Below are 13,562 nucleotides of genomic sequence, written 5' to 3'. Positions count from 1 at the left end.
ACCGGTCGCACTGGGGGAAAGGCATGGCCAAGAACATCGATGACAAACTGGTGCTGGCGATCTCGTCCCGTGCCCTGTTCGACCTGAGCGAGAGTCACAAGGTCTACCTGTCGAGTGGCGTGGAAGCCTATCGCCAATATCAGATCGAACACGAAGACGAAATCCTCGCGCCGGGTGATGCCTTCCCGCTGGTGGAAAAACTCCTCAACCTGAACAGTCGCCTCGGCCGCGCCCGGGTCGAGGTGATTCTGGTGTCGCGCAACAGTGCTGATACCGGCCTGCGCGTTTTCAATTCCATTGGGCATTACGGCCTGGCGATTTCCCGCGCGGCGTTCGTCGGCGGGCGCAGTCCTTATCCGTACCTGAAGGCTTTTGGTTGCGACCTGTTTCTCTCCACCCCTGCCGAAGATGTGCGCGCTGCGCTGGATGCCGGTTTCGCGGCGGCGACCATTCTGTCCGGCGGCGCCAGTCGCGCGGCCAGCGATGAATTGCGTATTGCCTTCGACGGTGACGCAGTGCTGTTTTCCGATGAGTCGGAGCGCGTCTATCAATCCGGTGGCCTCGAAGCCTTCCAGGCCAAGGAGCGTGAATCCGCTCGCGAACCGTTGCGCGGCGGACCGTTCAAGGGCTTTCTTGCGGCGCTCAACCTGTTGCAGCGCGAGTTCTCCGATGAGGAGTGCCCGATTCGCACCGCCCTGGTCACCGCGCGTTCGGCGCCGGCCCACGAGCGGGTGATCCGCACCTTGCGCGAATGGGACATTCGTCTGGACGAGTCGCTGTTTCTCGGTGGCCTGACCAAGTCGGCGTTCCTCGAAGCCTTTGCGGCCGATGTGTTTTTCGATGATCAGGCCGGTCACTGCGAGCTGGCCCGGGAGGTTGTGGCAACCGGTCACGTGCCCCACGGCATCAGCAACGAACCGGCGGTCTAAAGCCCACGTGGTTCAAGACGTTGCGTCGCACGTCGTACTCGCCAAGGCACTGCTAAGCTGAATCAAATCTCCGCCATGTTGGCACGCGAGGAGGTCATATGATTCGTTCGATGCTGTACGCCACTGACCTGGGTCTGTACGCACCGTTAGTGATGCAGCATGCCCTGGCGATGGCGCGAACGTTCAATGCCGACCTGTACGTGGTGCACGCAGTGGAACCCATGGGGCTGTTCGCCGAATCGGTGTTGCAGAGCTATCTCGACGAACAGGCGTTGAACGAATTTCACAGTCAGGGTCTGAAAACTGTCATCGCCAATATCGAGCAGCGGGTGCTCGACAGTTTTCGTGAAGAGCTGGGGGACGAGGGCGAGCAGGACCTGCAACGGATACGCGCGGTGCGGGTGCTGCAGGGCGATCCGTCACAGGTGATTCTCGATCAGGTGCAGAAACTCTCTGTCGATTTGCTGATCGTAGGAAGTCACAGCCACGGGGTCGGGGCGGAAACGCCTTTGGGGCGAACGGCAGCCCGGCTGCTGCAATTGTCCAAGGTACCGGTTTATCTGGTGCCGCTGGTGGAGCGTCGGCGTCGGGAGGATCGCTGAAGCAGGAATAATGGCACTTTGATAAAAAAGTTCTAGATTTATTCTTCAAACCATTAATATAGTTATATACCGTCGCTGATGCCCGTGGCGTCTACCTGCTTTGAGGGATTCATATGAAGCTTCAACAATTGCGCTACATCTGGGAAGTGGCGCACCACGACCTCAACGTTTCCGCTACAGCCCAAAGCCTCTACACCTCGCAACCGGGCATCAGTAAACAAATCCGTCTGCTGGAAGACGAACTGGGCGTCGAAGTGTTCGCCCGCAGCGGCAAGCATCTGACCCGCGTCACTCCAGCCGGCGAGCGCATCATCACCACTGCCGGTGAGATTCTGCGCAAGGTCGAAAGCATCAAGCAGATCGCCCAGGAATTCTCCAATGAGAAGAAAGGTACCCTGTCGATCGCCACCACCCACACCCAGGCACGTTATGCACTACCGCCGGTGATCAGCAATTTCATCAAGCAATACCCGGACGTGGCGCTGCACATGCACCAGGGCTCGCCGATGCAGATCGCCGAAATGGCCGCTGACGGCACCGTCGATTTCGCCATCGCCACCGAAGCGCTGGAGCTGTTCGGCGATCTGGTGATGATGCCGTGCTACCGCTGGAACCGCTGCGTGGTCGTGCCTCAGGGCCACCCGCTGACCAAGCTGCCGAAGCTGACTCTCGAAGCACTGGCCGAATACCCGATCGTGACTTACGTGTTCGGTTTCACCGGTCGTTCGAAACTCGACGAAGCCTTCAGCCACCGCGGCCTGACGCCGAAAGTGGTGTTCACCGCTGCCGATGCCGACGTGATCAAAACCTACGTGCGCCTGGGCCTGGGTGTTGGCATCGTGGCGAAAATGGCGGTCGACACCAAACTGGATAACGACCTGGTGGTGCTCGATGCCAGCGAACTGTTCGAGTCCAGCGTGACCAAGATCGGTTTCCGTCGCGGCACCTTCCTGCGCGGCTTCATGTGCGACTTCATCGAGAAGTTTGCGCCGCACCTGACCCGCGAAGTCATGGCCAAGGCCATTCAGTGCCACAACAAGCAGGAACTGGAAGAGCTGTTCGATGGTGTCGAACTCCCCGTCCATTAAGTCCCTGTTTACAGCACCTCGGTGACAGCAAACTGTTGCCGGGTGCCCGCCACCAGAATCTCCACCTCGTCACCCTCGAACTTGCCCAGCAGGCTTTTGCCCAGCGGCGAGCGGGGGGTGATGACGGTAATCGGCTGGCCTACCACGTCGACTTTCACGCCCGCCGCATCCGGCGCCAGAAACAGCCATTGCTCGCGACCCTTTTCATCCTCCAGACCGAGCAGGGCGCCGACTTCAATCCCTCGTTGAGCGTCATACGCGCGCAGCGTCAGGTTCTGGCACAGCGCCAGTGACTGTCGAATCTCCTCGACCCGTTTCGCCTGGCCTGCCGCCAGGTACGACGCCTCGAGTCCCAGGGTGTCGTACTTGTTTTCGGCGATGTTCTCTTCGTGGGTCGCGGTTTCGTAAGCGGTCAGCGCCGCGCGTTCGGCGATGTCGAGGTCAACGCGCAGTTTGTCGAGAATCAGTTGGTGAACCGTCTGTTTATTCATGATCAATCGCAGAATTGCAGGACATTGGCGCGGCTCTTTTCGCTAGGGGCCGTCTGATCCTGTTGCAGCCAGAACTGGCATTTGGGGTTCGACAGATTGCGTGTGCTGCCACGGGCCTGATCCAGGCGTGCCTGTTGCTCGTTCTTGCGCAGGTTTTCTTCGTACTGCTCGAACAGGCGGTTTTGTGGTTCAGGTTCCGGCTGTGGCTGGGCGGCCACCGGAGGCTTGCTCAGTTGTTGCACCGCCTCCGCCACGGGTTGCAACTGACGGCTGAAGAGTAAAGAAGCGAGCCAGCATGTCAGCGCGATGGCCAGGAAACCCAGCCACACACCCAAGGCAATGCTGCCGGTCAATTGCAGCGCGCTAAGCTGAACAGGCAAGGGGCGACGCGGGTTGGGACGATAGGGCATGACTGCCTCCTGGCGGATGAGTGCGGGCGGGAGTCGATTGTCGCACGAAGATTAATTGTCGTCGGCTCTTCTGCATGGAGGGATTTATGCGGACAATCGGTGCTTTTGCCAACGGGAGCCTTGAATGCCGCAACTGAACACCCGCTGGGACATTTTTTGTACGGTCGTCGACAACTACGGCGACATCGGCGTGACCTGGCGTCTGGCCCGACAACTGGTCAGCGAGCACGCAGTGGCGGTGCGACTGTGGGTCGATGATCTGCGCGCTTTCGAACGCATTTGTCCCGAAATCGACATCGGCCTCGATCAGCAATGGCAGCAGGGCGTCGAAGTCCGGCACTGGCCAGCCGAGTGGCAGGAGGCCGATGCGGCCGACGTGGTGATCGCTGCGTTTGCCTGCCAGTTGCCAAGCGTCTACATGGACGCCATGGCCGCAAGGGAAAAACCGCCGTTGTGGATGAACCTCGACTACCTCAGTGCCGAAGACTGGGTGGTCGGGTGCCACGGACTGCCGTCGGTGAAGTACAAGTCGGTGCAGAAGTACTTTTTCTTTCCGGGATTTCAGCCTGGAACTGGCGGCTTGTTGCGTGAAAGGGGTTTGCTGGAGCGGCGTCAGCAGTTTCAGCAGGATCCCAAGGTGCAGCGACAATTCCTGCAAGGTCTGGGGATCGTTCCTGCACCCGATGCGCAACTGATCTCGCTGTTTGCCTACGAGAATGCCGGGCTCGCCAGTTGGCTGGATGTGCTCGCGGCTGACTCCAAGCCTACCCATCTGCTGGTGCCGGAAGGGCGGATTCTCGGCGATGTCGCCCGTTGGCTCGGGGTCGAGTTGCTGGCGGTCGGGGCAATGCACGTTCGTCAGTCGCTGACCGTGCAGGTGCTGCCGTTCGTCCGTCAGGATCAATACGATCAATTGCTCTGGTGCTGCGATTTCAACGCGGTACGCGGCGAGGATTCGTTTGTCCGGGCCCAGTGGGCTGGCCGTCCCATGTTGTGGCACATCTATCAGCAGGACGAAGACATCCATCTGGACAAGCTCGACGCCTTTCTTGCGCTCTACACAAACCGCCTTTCGCCTGCCGCCGCCGAGGCGATGAACGGTCTCTGGCGGGCCTGGAGTGCCGGGCAGCCTATCGGCGACCACTGGCTCGAGGCCCGCAAACACTGGCCCGAACTGCAGGAAAATGCCCGCGCGTGGTGTCTGGAACAGGCCTTGCAGGCGGATCTTGCGACGGCGCTGGTACAGTTTTACCGAAATTGGATATGATACGCGGCCTAGATTTTTGTAAATCCCATCCAAATTCGGATATTCGCAATGAAAACTGGTAAAGAACTCAAACCCGGTACCGTGATCCGTATCGACAACGATCCTTGGTTGGTTCAGAAAGCTGAATTCACCAAATCGGGCCGTAACAGCGCGATCATGAAGACCAAGCTGAAGAACCTGCTGACCGGTTACAAGACCGAAACCGTCTACGGTGCGGACGACAAGCTGGACGACGTGATCCTGGACCGCAAAGAAGCGACCCTGTCCTTCATCAGCGGCGACACCTACACGTTCATGGACACCACCGACTACACCATGTACGAGCTGAACGCCGAAGACATCGAAAGCGTTCTGCCTTTCGTTGAAGAAGGCATGACCGACGTTTGTGAAGCCGTGTTCTTCGAAGAGCGTCTGGTTTCCGTAGAGCTGCCGACCACCATCGTGCGTCAGGTCGACTACACCGAAGGTTCCGCTCGCGGTGACACTTCCGGCAAGGTGATGAAGCCTGCCAAGCTGAAGAACGGTACCGAGCTGTCGGTTGCTGACTTCATCGAAATCGGCGACATGATCGAGATCGATACCCGCGAAGGCGGTTCCTACAAAGGCCGTGCCAAATAAGCACTGCTTTTTGAGGAAAGAAAAAGCCCGACCATTGAGTCGGGCTTTTTTGTGCCTGATGAAAGTTACTTTTTCAGGTGCTGCTTCAGTTCTTCCGAGGCCTGCAGCATCGCCGAACGTACCGCCGGTACCTGGCTGACCACGTTGAGCAAACCGTAGTCGTGGATCATGCCGTTGTAGCGCACCGAGGTCACCGGCACGCCGGCTTCGTCGAGTTTGCGGGCGTAGGCTTCACCTTCGTCACGCAGCACGTCGGCCCCCGCAGTCTGGACCAGAGCAGGCGGCAGACCTTTCAACTGCGCAGTGGTGGCCCGCAGCGGCGAGGCGTAGATCTCGTTCCGCTGGTTGGCGTCGGTGGTGTAGTTGTCCCAGAACCACTTCATCATGTTGCGGGTGAGGAAGTGTCCCTCGGCATACTGGTTGTACGAACCGGTGTCGAAATTGGCATCGGTTACCGGCCACAGCAGCACCTGGAATTTGATCGCCGGGGTGCCTTTGTCTTTGGCCATCAAGGCGACGACTGCCGCCATGTTGCCGCCGACGCTGTTACCCGCCACTGCCAGACGCTTGCCGTCGACGTTGATTTCTTTGCCGTGTTCGGCCACCCATTTTGTAGCGGCATAAGCCTGGTTGATCGCCACCGGGTAATGCGCTTCCGGCGAGGGGGTGTAATTGACGAACACCGCCGCCGCCCCCGAGCCGACCACCAGATCCCGCACCAGACGTTCGTGGGTCGGGAAATCCCCCAGCACCCAGCCGCCGCCGTGGAAGAACATGAACACCGGCAGCTCGCCCTTGACCCCGGCCGGCCGGACGATGGTCAGGCTCAACGGTTGGCCATCGACCTGGATGGTTTTCTCGCTGACGTCCGCCTTGGGCAGCGTCAGTTTGACCCCCGACTGCGCGCCCGTCAGCACGGCGCGGGCCTCCTTGGGCGTCAGCTGTTCCATCGGTTTGCCGGTGCCGGCATTCAGCACATCGAGAAACGCCTGGGTGTTGTGTTCAACCTCCCCGGCAAATGCGCTGTGGATGGACAGGGCGAGAAGGGTACCGGTCAAGACTTTGCTGAAAGTGTTCATGTTCATTTCCTGTACGGGCCTGAGTGTCAGTGATTACACGGTGACGTGCAGACGCACATCGACGTTGCCACGGGTGGCGTTGGAGTACGGGCAGACCTGATGGGCTGCGTCGACCAGGCTTTGTGCGTCAGCCTGTTCCAGACCCGGCAGGCTGATGTGCAGGTCGATGTCCAGACCGAAACCACCAGGAATCTGGCCGATGCCGACGTGAGCGGTGATCGAGGCGTCGTCCGGGATTTTGCGTTTGGTCTGGCTGGCGACGAATTTCAGGGCGCCGATGAAGCAGGCCGAGTAGCCGGCGGCGAACAGTTGCTCAGGGTTGGTAGCCGCGCCACCGGCACCGCCGAGTTCCTTCGGGGTGGCCAGTTTGACGTCGAGGATGTTGTCGCTGGAGATCGCACGACCGTCACGGCCGCCAGTGGAAGTTGCGATTGCGGTGTAGAGAGTTTGCATGGTGTGAGCCTCATCAAGTGTGGTTTGTTGCGCTAATTGTTTGCGCGCTAACTAGGTGCGAAGTAAATGTACTGCGCAAATATTTAGCGCGCAAGATAAATTTTTGAAGAGAGCGGGAATTGACACTTGGATCGGGCAGGGTCGTGATCTCAAGTTTTTGATATAGAAGTTTTTTTTGAATCTGAAGCCAGAGGGAATTTTTTTCGAGGATAAGCGGGGGAAGGTGCGATACGCCTGCGGGCGCAAGGCAGCGCCCACAGGAAAGAGAAATCTTTAAGTGAGGCTGTCCTGCAAATGACCCCGCAGGGCCTGCAACTCGGCTTGCAGGTTTTGCAGGCGCTCCAGCGTGAAGCCGCTGGCCCCCAGGATGCATTGCGGCACGGTCCGGGCCTTGTCTTTCAAGGCGCGTCCCTGTGCAGTCAGCTCTACGATCACCACTCGCTCATCCTCACGGCTTCGCGTTCGGCTGAGCAATCCTTCACCTTCCAGACGCTTGAGCAATGGGGTCAGCGACCCTGGATCGGTCAGCAGGCGCGTGCTGATTTCTCCGACGGTCAAACCATCCTTCTCCCACAACACCATCATCGCCAGGTACTGCGGATAGGTCAGACCAAGCGCTTGCAGCAGTGGCTTGTAGACCTTGGTCATCATCAGCGAAGTGGAATGCAGGGCGAAGCAGGCCTGATTGTCGAGCAGCAGGTCTTCGCAATGATCGGTGGTGTTGCGGTCGGTGGTCATGTCGGTGCCTTGAACGGTAATGCAGATGAATCTAGCGCTCGAATCTTTAATGCGCCAGACAATTGTGCCCGGTGGTGAATTGGTCAGTGCCGGCCCAACTCCCGTTGCAGGGCCAGATCCCACGGCGGCACGGGGCTGAACCGGGTCTTGAGGTACTCCAGCAACAGGCGGCTGCGGGAGCTGGCCTGCTGTTGCAGCCGCAGCGCGTAAATGCCGGCGCTTTCCGGCGTTGGCAGGCCATTTTCACAGAACAGCGGCAGCAACTCGCCACGCAACAGGTATTCGCTGGCCAGCCAGGTCGGCAGATGCGCAATCCCAAGCCCCGCCAGTGCACCGCAGACCAACGCCTCGGCGTTGTTGGCGCTCATGCGTACCCGCGCCGGGCGATGCAATTGCATCTGCCCGTCCTGCGCGAATCGCCAGGCGAAGGGTGGGGCGAGGCCGTCCCAATCGAGGCCGTCATGCTCGCTCAAATGCGCGGGCTCGCCCGGCACTCCCCGACGCTTCAGATAGTCGGGGCTGGCGCAGGCAATGCGCACGATGCTCGCCAATGGCGTGGCCACCAGCCGGGTGTCGGCCATCTGCCCGGCGCGCAACACCAGATCGACCTTGCCCAGGTTCGAACCGTCCATGTCGACAAAGCTGTCGATCAGATGCAGTTGCACGTCGAGCCCCGGATACAGCACCAGAAAATCGGCAATTACCGGCGCCAGATGCCGACGCCCGAATGCTGCCGGCGCATCCACCCGAATCAGGCCTTCCGGGGCGCTGCTCAGGGACACCGCTTCGGCCCGGGCCAGTTGCAACTCGGCCACAATCCGCCGCGCCCGTTCGGCAAATGCCAGACCCGCCGGCGTGGCCCGCACCGCATGGGTACTGCGGATGAACAGCTGACTGCCGACAGCGCTTTCCAGACTGTCTATGCGCCGGGCAACGGCGGATGGCGTCAGCGGATGTCGCCGTGAAGCAGCAGAAAAGCTGCCGCTCTCCAGCACATCGAGAAACAGCCCGAGTTGTTCGGTCAATTGATTGGGGTTCATCGATCAGCTCAGCGCCTATGCGAAGTTGGCACAGCCATTGTGCGTTGCTGTGCGTTTCCGTGCCAGCGCCGACTGCGTACGATGAGCTGACTGACGTATGAGGAATTGTGCTGTGATCGAGTTTTTGCTGTACCTGTTGTTTGGCGCCGCCCTCGGCACTCTGGGTGGGATATTCGGCATCGGCGGTGGCTTGATCGCCATTCCGCTGCTGGGCGTGTGGTTCGGGCTTGATCAGCAAATCGCCCAAGGCACGGCGCTGGTGATGGTGGTGCCGAACGTGATGCTGGCGCTGTGGCGTTATCACCAGCGCAACCGCATTGAACTCCGCCATGCGTTGCCGCTGGCGGTGATGGGATTTTGTTTCGCGTGGATCGGTTCGATCTGGGCCGTGGGTATCGACGCGCAAACCATGCGCATCGGGTTTGTCGCGTTCCTCGTGGCGCTGTCGGCCTACAATCTGGTGCGCATGTTCGGCACTCGCCCGGCGGCGACGTCCGAGATGCGTTATTCATGGCCATGGTTGGGCGTACTCGGCGCGGCGTCGGGAGCGATGGGCGGTTTGTTCGGTGTCGGCGGGGCGGTGGTGGCGACGCCGGTGCTGACCAGCCTGTTCGGCACCACTCAGGTGGTCGCTCAGGGGCTGTCTCTGGCGCTGGCGTTGCCGAGCACCGGTGTCACGCTGGTGACGTACGCGGTGCACCACGAAGTGGACTGGATGATCGGCCTGCCGCTGGCCATCGGCGGTCTGGCCAGCATCAGTTGGGGCGTGAAAGTGGCCCACGCGATGCCGGAAAAACTCCTGCGTGGGCTGTTCTGCGGGTTCCTGGTGCTGTGCGCGGTGATGCTCGCGTTTAAAGTTTGAAGCCTTCGACGATGTGCTCGGCCAGGCACTCGGTGATCGGCGAGGGATTGTTGAGGTTGCGGATCAGCATGATGCTGGCCTCGGGCAGCAGCGGCAGATTTTCGGCATCTCCAAGAATCCGCATGTCGGGGGTAATCAGGCTTTCCAGTTGCGCGGTGATCGCCAGGCCGGCGCTCACCACTGCCATCAACGCCGACAGGCTCGTGCTGTTGTAGGCAATCCGGTACTCGCGGCCCATTGCGTCCAGCGCATTGCAGGCCCACAGGCGGCAGAAGCAATCACTGTTGAACATTGCCAGTGGCAAGGGCGTCTGCTCGTGGGCGCTGAAGTTCTGCGCCTCGGCCCAGACAAAACGCTCCTTGCGCAACAACTGGCCAATTTCGTTGCCCGGCTCACGGGTGACAATCGACAGATCCAGATCCGTGCGTTGCAGCAACTGTTTGGTTGACTCGCAATGCACTTCGATCTGGATCAGCGGATAGAACTGGGCAAAGCGCGACAGGATCCCCGGCAGAAACCGCATCACGTAGTCATCCGGCGTGCCGATCCGCACCGTGCCGACCATGTGCGGCTCGCGCAGGGTGTTGAACACCTCGCTGTGCAATTTCAGGATGCGCCGCGCGTAGCCAAGCAACACCTGGCCTTCGGCGGTCAGGCGCACCTGACGCCCGTCGCGTTCGAACAGCTGGCGCTGCAACACATCCTCTTCCAGACGCTTCATCTGCATGCTCACCGCCGATTGGGTGCGGTTGACCATCTCGCCGGCACGGGTGAAACCGCCCTGATCGGCAATTGCGACAAAGGTGCGAAGGACATCGGTATCGATACTGGGATACGCCGACAATTGATGAATCTCCGTGATGCATGCCATCAGAAACATTCGTTGGATTGATCGTAGCGCTGGCGCGAGACTTGAGCCATCCCTAAAGGAGGGCAACACGATGAAAGGTCAAAAACTCTATGTAAGCGATCAAAAAGCTGTACCGATGCATCTGATTTCCGATCTGCTGCACAAGTTTAGCCGTTGGTACGAACTTCACCGCGAACGCGAACTGCTCGCCAGCCTGAGCGACGAAGCGTTGAAGGACATCGGGGTCAGCCGTGCCGATGTCGAACATGAGTCGGTGCGGCCGTTCTGGGACGATCCGATGCATAAATGATGAGGCCATTGCTACACAAACCACTTTCAAGTGAGGTAGGTTGCGAGCAGACATGGAGGTACACATGCCCGCGACGCTGTCCTTCCCCCTTAAACAGGCTCGACGTCTGGCACTGGCTGCCCAAGGGTTTCACGGGCGCCAGCCGCCGGCTGTCAAGGCCATGCACCTCAACCGGCTGATCGAGCGTCTCGGCCTGTTGCAGATCGACTCCGTCAACGCCGTAGTGCGCTCGCACTACCTGCCGCTGTTTTCTCGTCTTGGTTCCTATTCTTCCGATTTGCTCGACCAGGCTGCCTGGAGTTCGGGGCGACGTCGTTCGCTGTTCGAATACTGGGGCCATGAAGCGTCGCTGCTGCCGTTGTCGATGTACCCGTTGATGGGCTGGCGCATGCAGCGGGCCAGGCGCGGTGAAGACATCTATCAGCAATTGGCGCGTTTCGGTCGCGAGCAACAGGACACCATCCGCCGGGTGCTGGCGTCGGTCGAAGAGCAGGGTGCATTGGGCGCCGGCAGCCTGTCGACCCGCCAGGAAAAGCCCGGACCATGGTGGGACTGGAGCGCGGAGAAGTACGCGTTGGAATGGTTGTTCGCTGCCGGCGAAGTCACTGTGGCCGGGCGTCGTGGTTTCGAGCGGTTGTATGACTTGCCGGAGCGGGTGATTCCGGCTTCCGTGCTGCACCAGCCACTGCTCGATGAAGCCGAGGCGCAACGCGTTTTGCTGTTGCATGCAGCGCAGGCGCTCGGTGTCGGCACGGAAAAAGACTTGCGTGATTACTTCCGCCTGAATCCTTCCGATGCCCGCCCGCGTCTGGCCGAACTGGTCGAGGACGGACAACTGCTGACTTGCGAAGTCGCCGGATGGCGCCAGATTGCTTATTGCCTGCCCGAGCCGAAAGTCCCTCGAAAAGTCGAAGCCAGCGCGCTGCTGTCACCCTTCGATTCACTGATCTGGGAACGCAGCCGCACCGAGCGGCTGTTCGATTTCCGCTATCGGCTGGAGATCTACACGCCGCAGGATAAACGGGTCTACGGCTATTACGTGTTGCCGTTTCTGCACAACGAACGGATCGCTGCGCGGGTTGATCTGCGCGCCGAACGGGCGGCTGGGCGGTTGGCGGTGCATGCGGTGCACGAGGAAGAAACCGGACTGGACGAGGCGGGGATGCTGGCGCTGGCGCTGAACTTGCGGGGCATGGCGGACTGGTTGGGGCTCGCGCGGGTGCAACTCAATTGTCAGCGGGAAAGTGCGGGGAGGTTGCGGATGGCGCTGGCTCGGTTTGGTGGTGACTGAACTGCCGCCATCGCTGGCAAGCCAGGCTCCCACAAGTAGTGTGTCGAATACATAAATTGCGTACGACACAAACTCTGTGGGAGCGGGCTTGCCCGCGAAGAGGCCAGCTCAGACGCTAAAGATATCGAACCTTAGCGACGAACCTGCTTCAGCGTTTCAGCGATCAAGAACGCCAGTTCCAGCGACTGATCGGCATTCATCCGCGGGTCGCAGTGGGTGTGGTAGCGATCCGACAAGCCATCCTCAGTGATCGGCCGCGCGCCACCGATGCACTCGGTGACGTTCTGCCCGGTCATCTCGATGTGGATGCCGCCCGCGTAGCTGCCTTCCGCTTCATGTACCTGGAAGAACTGTTTCACTTCGCCAAGGATCTGCGCGAAGTCGCGGGTCTTGTAACCGCTGCTGGCCTTGATGGTGTTGCCGTGCATTGGGTCGGAGCTCCACAGCACCTGCTTGCCTTCGCGCTGTACCGCGCGGATCAGCGCCGGCAGGTGATCGCCGACCTTGTTCGCGCCCATCCGCGCGATCAGGTTGAGGCGGCCCGGATCGTTGTCCGGGTTGAGCACGTCGATCAGGCGGATCAGGTCGTCGGGGTTCATGCTCGGGCCGACTTTGACCCCGATCGGGTTGTTCACTCCGCGCAGGAATTCGACGTGGGCGCCGTCGAGCTGACGGGTGCGGTCGCCGATCCACAACATGTGCGCCGAGCAATCGTAGTAATCGTTGGTCAGGCTGTCGCGGCGCACGAAGGCTTCTTCGTAGTTCAGCAGCAGTGCTTCGTGGGCGGTGAAGAAACTGGTCTCGCGCAGTTGCGGCGAGCTGTCCATGCCGCAGGCGCGCATGAAGGCCAGGGTTTCATCGATGCGGTCGGCGAGGTGGCTGTACTTCTCCGCCAGCGCCGAGTTGGCGATAAAGTCCAGGTTCCACTTGTGCACCTGATGCAGGTCGGCAAAACCGCCTTGCGCGAAAGCGCGCAGCAGGTTGAGGGTGGCGGTGGACTGGTGATACGACTGCAGCAGACGCTCCGGATCCGGTACGCGGCTGGCCGAGTCGAAACCGATGCCGTTGACGATGTCGCCCCGGTAGGCCGGCAGGGTCACGCCGTCGATGGTTTCGTCGTTGGCCGAGCGCGGCTTGGCGAACTGGCCGGCCATGCGCCCGACCTTGACCACCGGGCAACCGGCAGCGAAGGTCATGACGATCGCCATTTGCAGCAACACTTTAAAGGTGTCGCGAATCTTCGCGGCGGAGAACTCGGCAAAGCTTTCGGCGCAGTCGCCGCCTTGCAGCAGGAACGCCCGGCCCTGGGTGACTTCGGCAAACTGACGACGCAGCTCGCGCGCTTCGCCGGCAAACACCAGCGGCGGGTAGCTGGCCAGCGTCTGCTCGACCTGGCGCAGATGCGCGGCGTCGGGGTATTGGGGTTGTTGCTGGATCGGCAGGGCGCGCCAGCTGTCAGGGCTCCAGGGTTGGCTCATCACGGTCTCTAAGGTTCTACGCACGGACGGCCATGTTAGCAGCAATTAGTGCGTGA

General features: G+C 60.4%; 16 protein-coding genes. 8 read left to right on the top strand and 8 right to left on the bottom strand.

Annotation, left to right across the window (positions count from 1 at the left end; translation table 11 throughout):
- Positions 1 to 23 precede the first annotated feature (23 nt).
- The 3 genes from AWU82_RS00470 to cysB all read left to right on the top strand — a co-directional run bounded on the left by AWU82_RS00470 (position 24) and on the right by cysB (position 2,619).
- Positions 24 to 929, top strand: coding sequence for a 5'-nucleotidase (locus AWU82_RS00470; RefSeq protein ID WP_064383312.1), 906 nt, complete (start codon positions 24 to 26; stop codon positions 927 to 929).
- A gap of 98 nt (positions 930 to 1,027) precedes the next feature.
- Complete coding sequence (locus tag AWU82_RS00465; protein WP_007955683.1) at positions 1,028 to 1,531, top strand: universal stress protein; 504 nt, start codon at positions 1,028 to 1,030, stop codon at positions 1,529 to 1,531.
- 113 nt (positions 1,532 to 1,644) lie between these two features.
- Positions 1,645 to 2,619, top strand: coding sequence for an HTH-type transcriptional regulator CysB (gene cysB / locus AWU82_RS00460; RefSeq protein ID WP_003183769.1), 975 nt, complete (start codon positions 1,645 to 1,647; stop codon positions 2,617 to 2,619).
- Positions 2,620 to 2,627: 8 nt separating this feature from the next.
- On the opposite strand, the gene AWU82_RS00455 is transcribed toward cysB, so the two are convergent.
- Positions 2,628 to 3,110, bottom strand: coding sequence for a GreA/GreB family elongation factor (locus tag AWU82_RS00455; protein ID WP_064383310.1), 483 nt, complete (start codon positions 3,108 to 3,110; stop codon positions 2,628 to 2,630).
- 2 nt (positions 3,111 to 3,112) lie between these two features.
- Positions 3,113 to 3,520, bottom strand: a complete 408-nt coding sequence (locus tag AWU82_RS00450) for a hypothetical protein (protein WP_011335304.1) — start codon at positions 3,518 to 3,520, stop codon at positions 3,113 to 3,115.
- A gap of 124 nt (positions 3,521 to 3,644) precedes the next feature.
- On the opposite strand from AWU82_RS00450, the gene earP reads away from it, so the two are divergent.
- Complete coding sequence (gene earP, locus AWU82_RS00445; protein ID WP_064383308.1) at positions 3,645 to 4,787, top strand: elongation factor P maturation arginine rhamnosyltransferase EarP; 1,143 nt, start codon at positions 3,645 to 3,647, stop codon at positions 4,785 to 4,787.
- A gap of 48 nt (positions 4,788 to 4,835) precedes the next feature.
- Positions 4,836 to 5,405 carry an elongation factor P gene (locus AWU82_RS00440; RefSeq protein ID WP_003226785.1) on the top strand — a complete coding sequence of 190 codons (570 nt, stop codon included), beginning with the start codon at positions 4,836 to 4,838 and terminating at the stop codon, positions 5,403 to 5,405.
- Between the two features lie 65 nt (positions 5,406 to 5,470).
- On the opposite strand, the gene AWU82_RS00435 is transcribed toward AWU82_RS00440, so the two are convergent.
- From AWU82_RS00435 to AWU82_RS00420, 4 genes are all read right to left on the bottom strand, one after another.
- Complete coding sequence (locus AWU82_RS00435; protein WP_011335302.1) at positions 5,471 to 6,484, bottom strand: alpha/beta hydrolase; 1,014 nt, start codon at positions 6,482 to 6,484, stop codon at positions 5,471 to 5,473.
- A gap of 33 nt (positions 6,485 to 6,517) precedes the next feature.
- Positions 6,518 to 6,937: an organic hydroperoxide resistance protein gene (locus tag AWU82_RS00430; RefSeq protein ID WP_034155242.1), complete on the bottom strand. Its 420-nt coding sequence runs from the start codon at positions 6,935 to 6,937 to the stop codon at positions 6,518 to 6,520.
- A gap of 273 nt (positions 6,938 to 7,210) precedes the next feature.
- Complete coding sequence (locus AWU82_RS00425) at positions 7,211 to 7,675, bottom strand: MarR family winged helix-turn-helix transcriptional regulator (RefSeq protein ID WP_064383306.1); 465 nt, start codon at positions 7,673 to 7,675, stop codon at positions 7,211 to 7,213.
- Between the two features lie 83 nt (positions 7,676 to 7,758).
- Complete coding sequence (locus AWU82_RS00420) at positions 7,759 to 8,715, bottom strand: LysR family transcriptional regulator (protein ID WP_064383304.1); 957 nt, start codon at positions 8,713 to 8,715, stop codon at positions 7,759 to 7,761.
- Positions 8,716 to 8,827: 112 nt separating this feature from the next.
- On the opposite strand from AWU82_RS00420, the gene AWU82_RS00415 reads away from it, so the two are divergent.
- The gene (locus tag AWU82_RS00415; RefSeq protein WP_064383301.1) at positions 8,828 to 9,577 is read left to right on the top strand and encodes a sulfite exporter TauE/SafE family protein; all 750 of its coding nucleotides are present in this window, start codon (positions 8,828 to 8,830) and stop codon (positions 9,575 to 9,577) included.
- On the opposite strand, the gene AWU82_RS00410 is transcribed toward AWU82_RS00415, so the two are convergent.
- Positions 9,567 to 10,421, bottom strand: coding sequence for a LysR substrate-binding domain-containing protein (locus AWU82_RS00410; RefSeq protein WP_170844876.1), 855 nt, complete (start codon positions 10,419 to 10,421; stop codon positions 9,567 to 9,569). The two genes, AWU82_RS00415 and AWU82_RS00410, sit on opposite strands and share 11 nt — an antisense overlap.
- Positions 10,422 to 10,518: 97 nt before the next feature.
- Between AWU82_RS00410 and AWU82_RS00405 the strand changes: the two genes are divergently transcribed.
- Both AWU82_RS00405 and AWU82_RS00400 read left to right on the top strand, forming a co-directional pair.
- The gene (locus tag AWU82_RS00405) at positions 10,519 to 10,737 is read left to right on the top strand and encodes a DUF1127 domain-containing protein (RefSeq protein ID WP_064383300.1); all 219 of its coding nucleotides are present in this window, start codon (positions 10,519 to 10,521) and stop codon (positions 10,735 to 10,737) included.
- A 64-nt stretch (positions 10,738 to 10,801) separates the two neighbouring features.
- Positions 10,802 to 12,028, top strand: coding sequence for a winged helix-turn-helix domain-containing protein (locus AWU82_RS00400; protein ID WP_064383297.1), 1,227 nt, complete (start codon positions 10,802 to 10,804; stop codon positions 12,026 to 12,028).
- A 131-nt stretch (positions 12,029 to 12,159) separates the two neighbouring features.
- On the opposite strand, the gene AWU82_RS00395 is transcribed toward AWU82_RS00400, so the two are convergent.
- Positions 12,160 to 13,506: a class II 3-deoxy-7-phosphoheptulonate synthase gene (locus tag AWU82_RS00395; protein ID WP_064383296.1), complete on the bottom strand. Its 1,347-nt coding sequence runs from the start codon at positions 13,504 to 13,506 to the stop codon at positions 12,160 to 12,162.
- Positions 13,507 to 13,562: the final 56 nt, after the last annotated feature.

Origin of the sequence: Pseudomonas glycinae, from assembly GCF_001594225.2 — a bacterium.
Taxonomy (GTDB): domain Bacteria; phylum Pseudomonadota; class Gammaproteobacteria; order Pseudomonadales; family Pseudomonadaceae; genus Aquipseudomonas; species Aquipseudomonas glycinae.
This window is presented reverse-complemented; position numbering and strand designations above follow the sequence as displayed.

Bases quoted from the DNA above. Each gene is read 5' to 3' on its own strand.
- AWU82_RS00400 (WP_064383297.1), top strand. From the start codon at position 10,802: ATGCCCGCGACGCTGTCCTTCCCCCTTAAACAGGCTCGACGTCTGGCA.
- AWU82_RS00450 (WP_011335304.1), bottom strand. From the start codon at position 3,520: ATGCCCTATCGTCCCAACCCGCGTCGCCCCTTGCCTGTTCAGCTTAGC.
- AWU82_RS00440 (WP_003226785.1), top strand. From the start codon at position 4,836: ATGAAAACTGGTAAAGAACTCAAACCCGGTACCGTGATCCGTATCGAC.
- AWU82_RS00430 (WP_034155242.1), bottom strand. From the start codon at position 6,937: ATGCAAACTCTCTACACCGCAATCGCAACTTCCACTGGCGGCCGTGAC.
- AWU82_RS00470 (WP_064383312.1), top strand. From the start codon at position 24: ATGGCCAAGAACATCGATGACAAACTGGTGCTGGCGATCTCGTCCCGT.
- AWU82_RS00420 (WP_064383304.1), bottom strand. From the start codon at position 8,715: ATGAACCCCAATCAATTGACCGAACAACTCGGGCTGTTTCTCGATGTG.
- AWU82_RS00425 (WP_064383306.1), bottom strand. From the start codon at position 7,675: ATGACCACCGACCGCAACACCACCGATCATTGCGAAGACCTGCTGCTC.
- AWU82_RS00395 (WP_064383296.1), bottom strand. From the start codon at position 13,506: ATGAGCCAACCCTGGAGCCCTGACAGCTGGCGCGCCCTGCCGATCCAG.
- cysB (WP_003183769.1), top strand. From the start codon at position 1,645: ATGAAGCTTCAACAATTGCGCTACATCTGGGAAGTGGCGCACCACGAC.
- AWU82_RS00435 (WP_011335302.1), bottom strand. From the start codon at position 6,484: ATGAACACTTTCAGCAAAGTCTTGACCGGTACCCTTCTCGCCCTGTCC.
- earP (WP_064383308.1), top strand. From the start codon at position 3,645: ATGCCGCAACTGAACACCCGCTGGGACATTTTTTGTACGGTCGTCGAC.
- AWU82_RS00405 (WP_064383300.1), top strand. From the start codon at position 10,519: ATGAAAGGTCAAAAACTCTATGTAAGCGATCAAAAAGCTGTACCGATG.
- AWU82_RS00455 (WP_064383310.1), bottom strand. From the start codon at position 3,110: ATGAATAAACAGACGGTTCACCAACTGATTCTCGACAAACTGCGCGTT.
- AWU82_RS00465 (WP_007955683.1), top strand. From the start codon at position 1,028: ATGATTCGTTCGATGCTGTACGCCACTGACCTGGGTCTGTACGCACCG.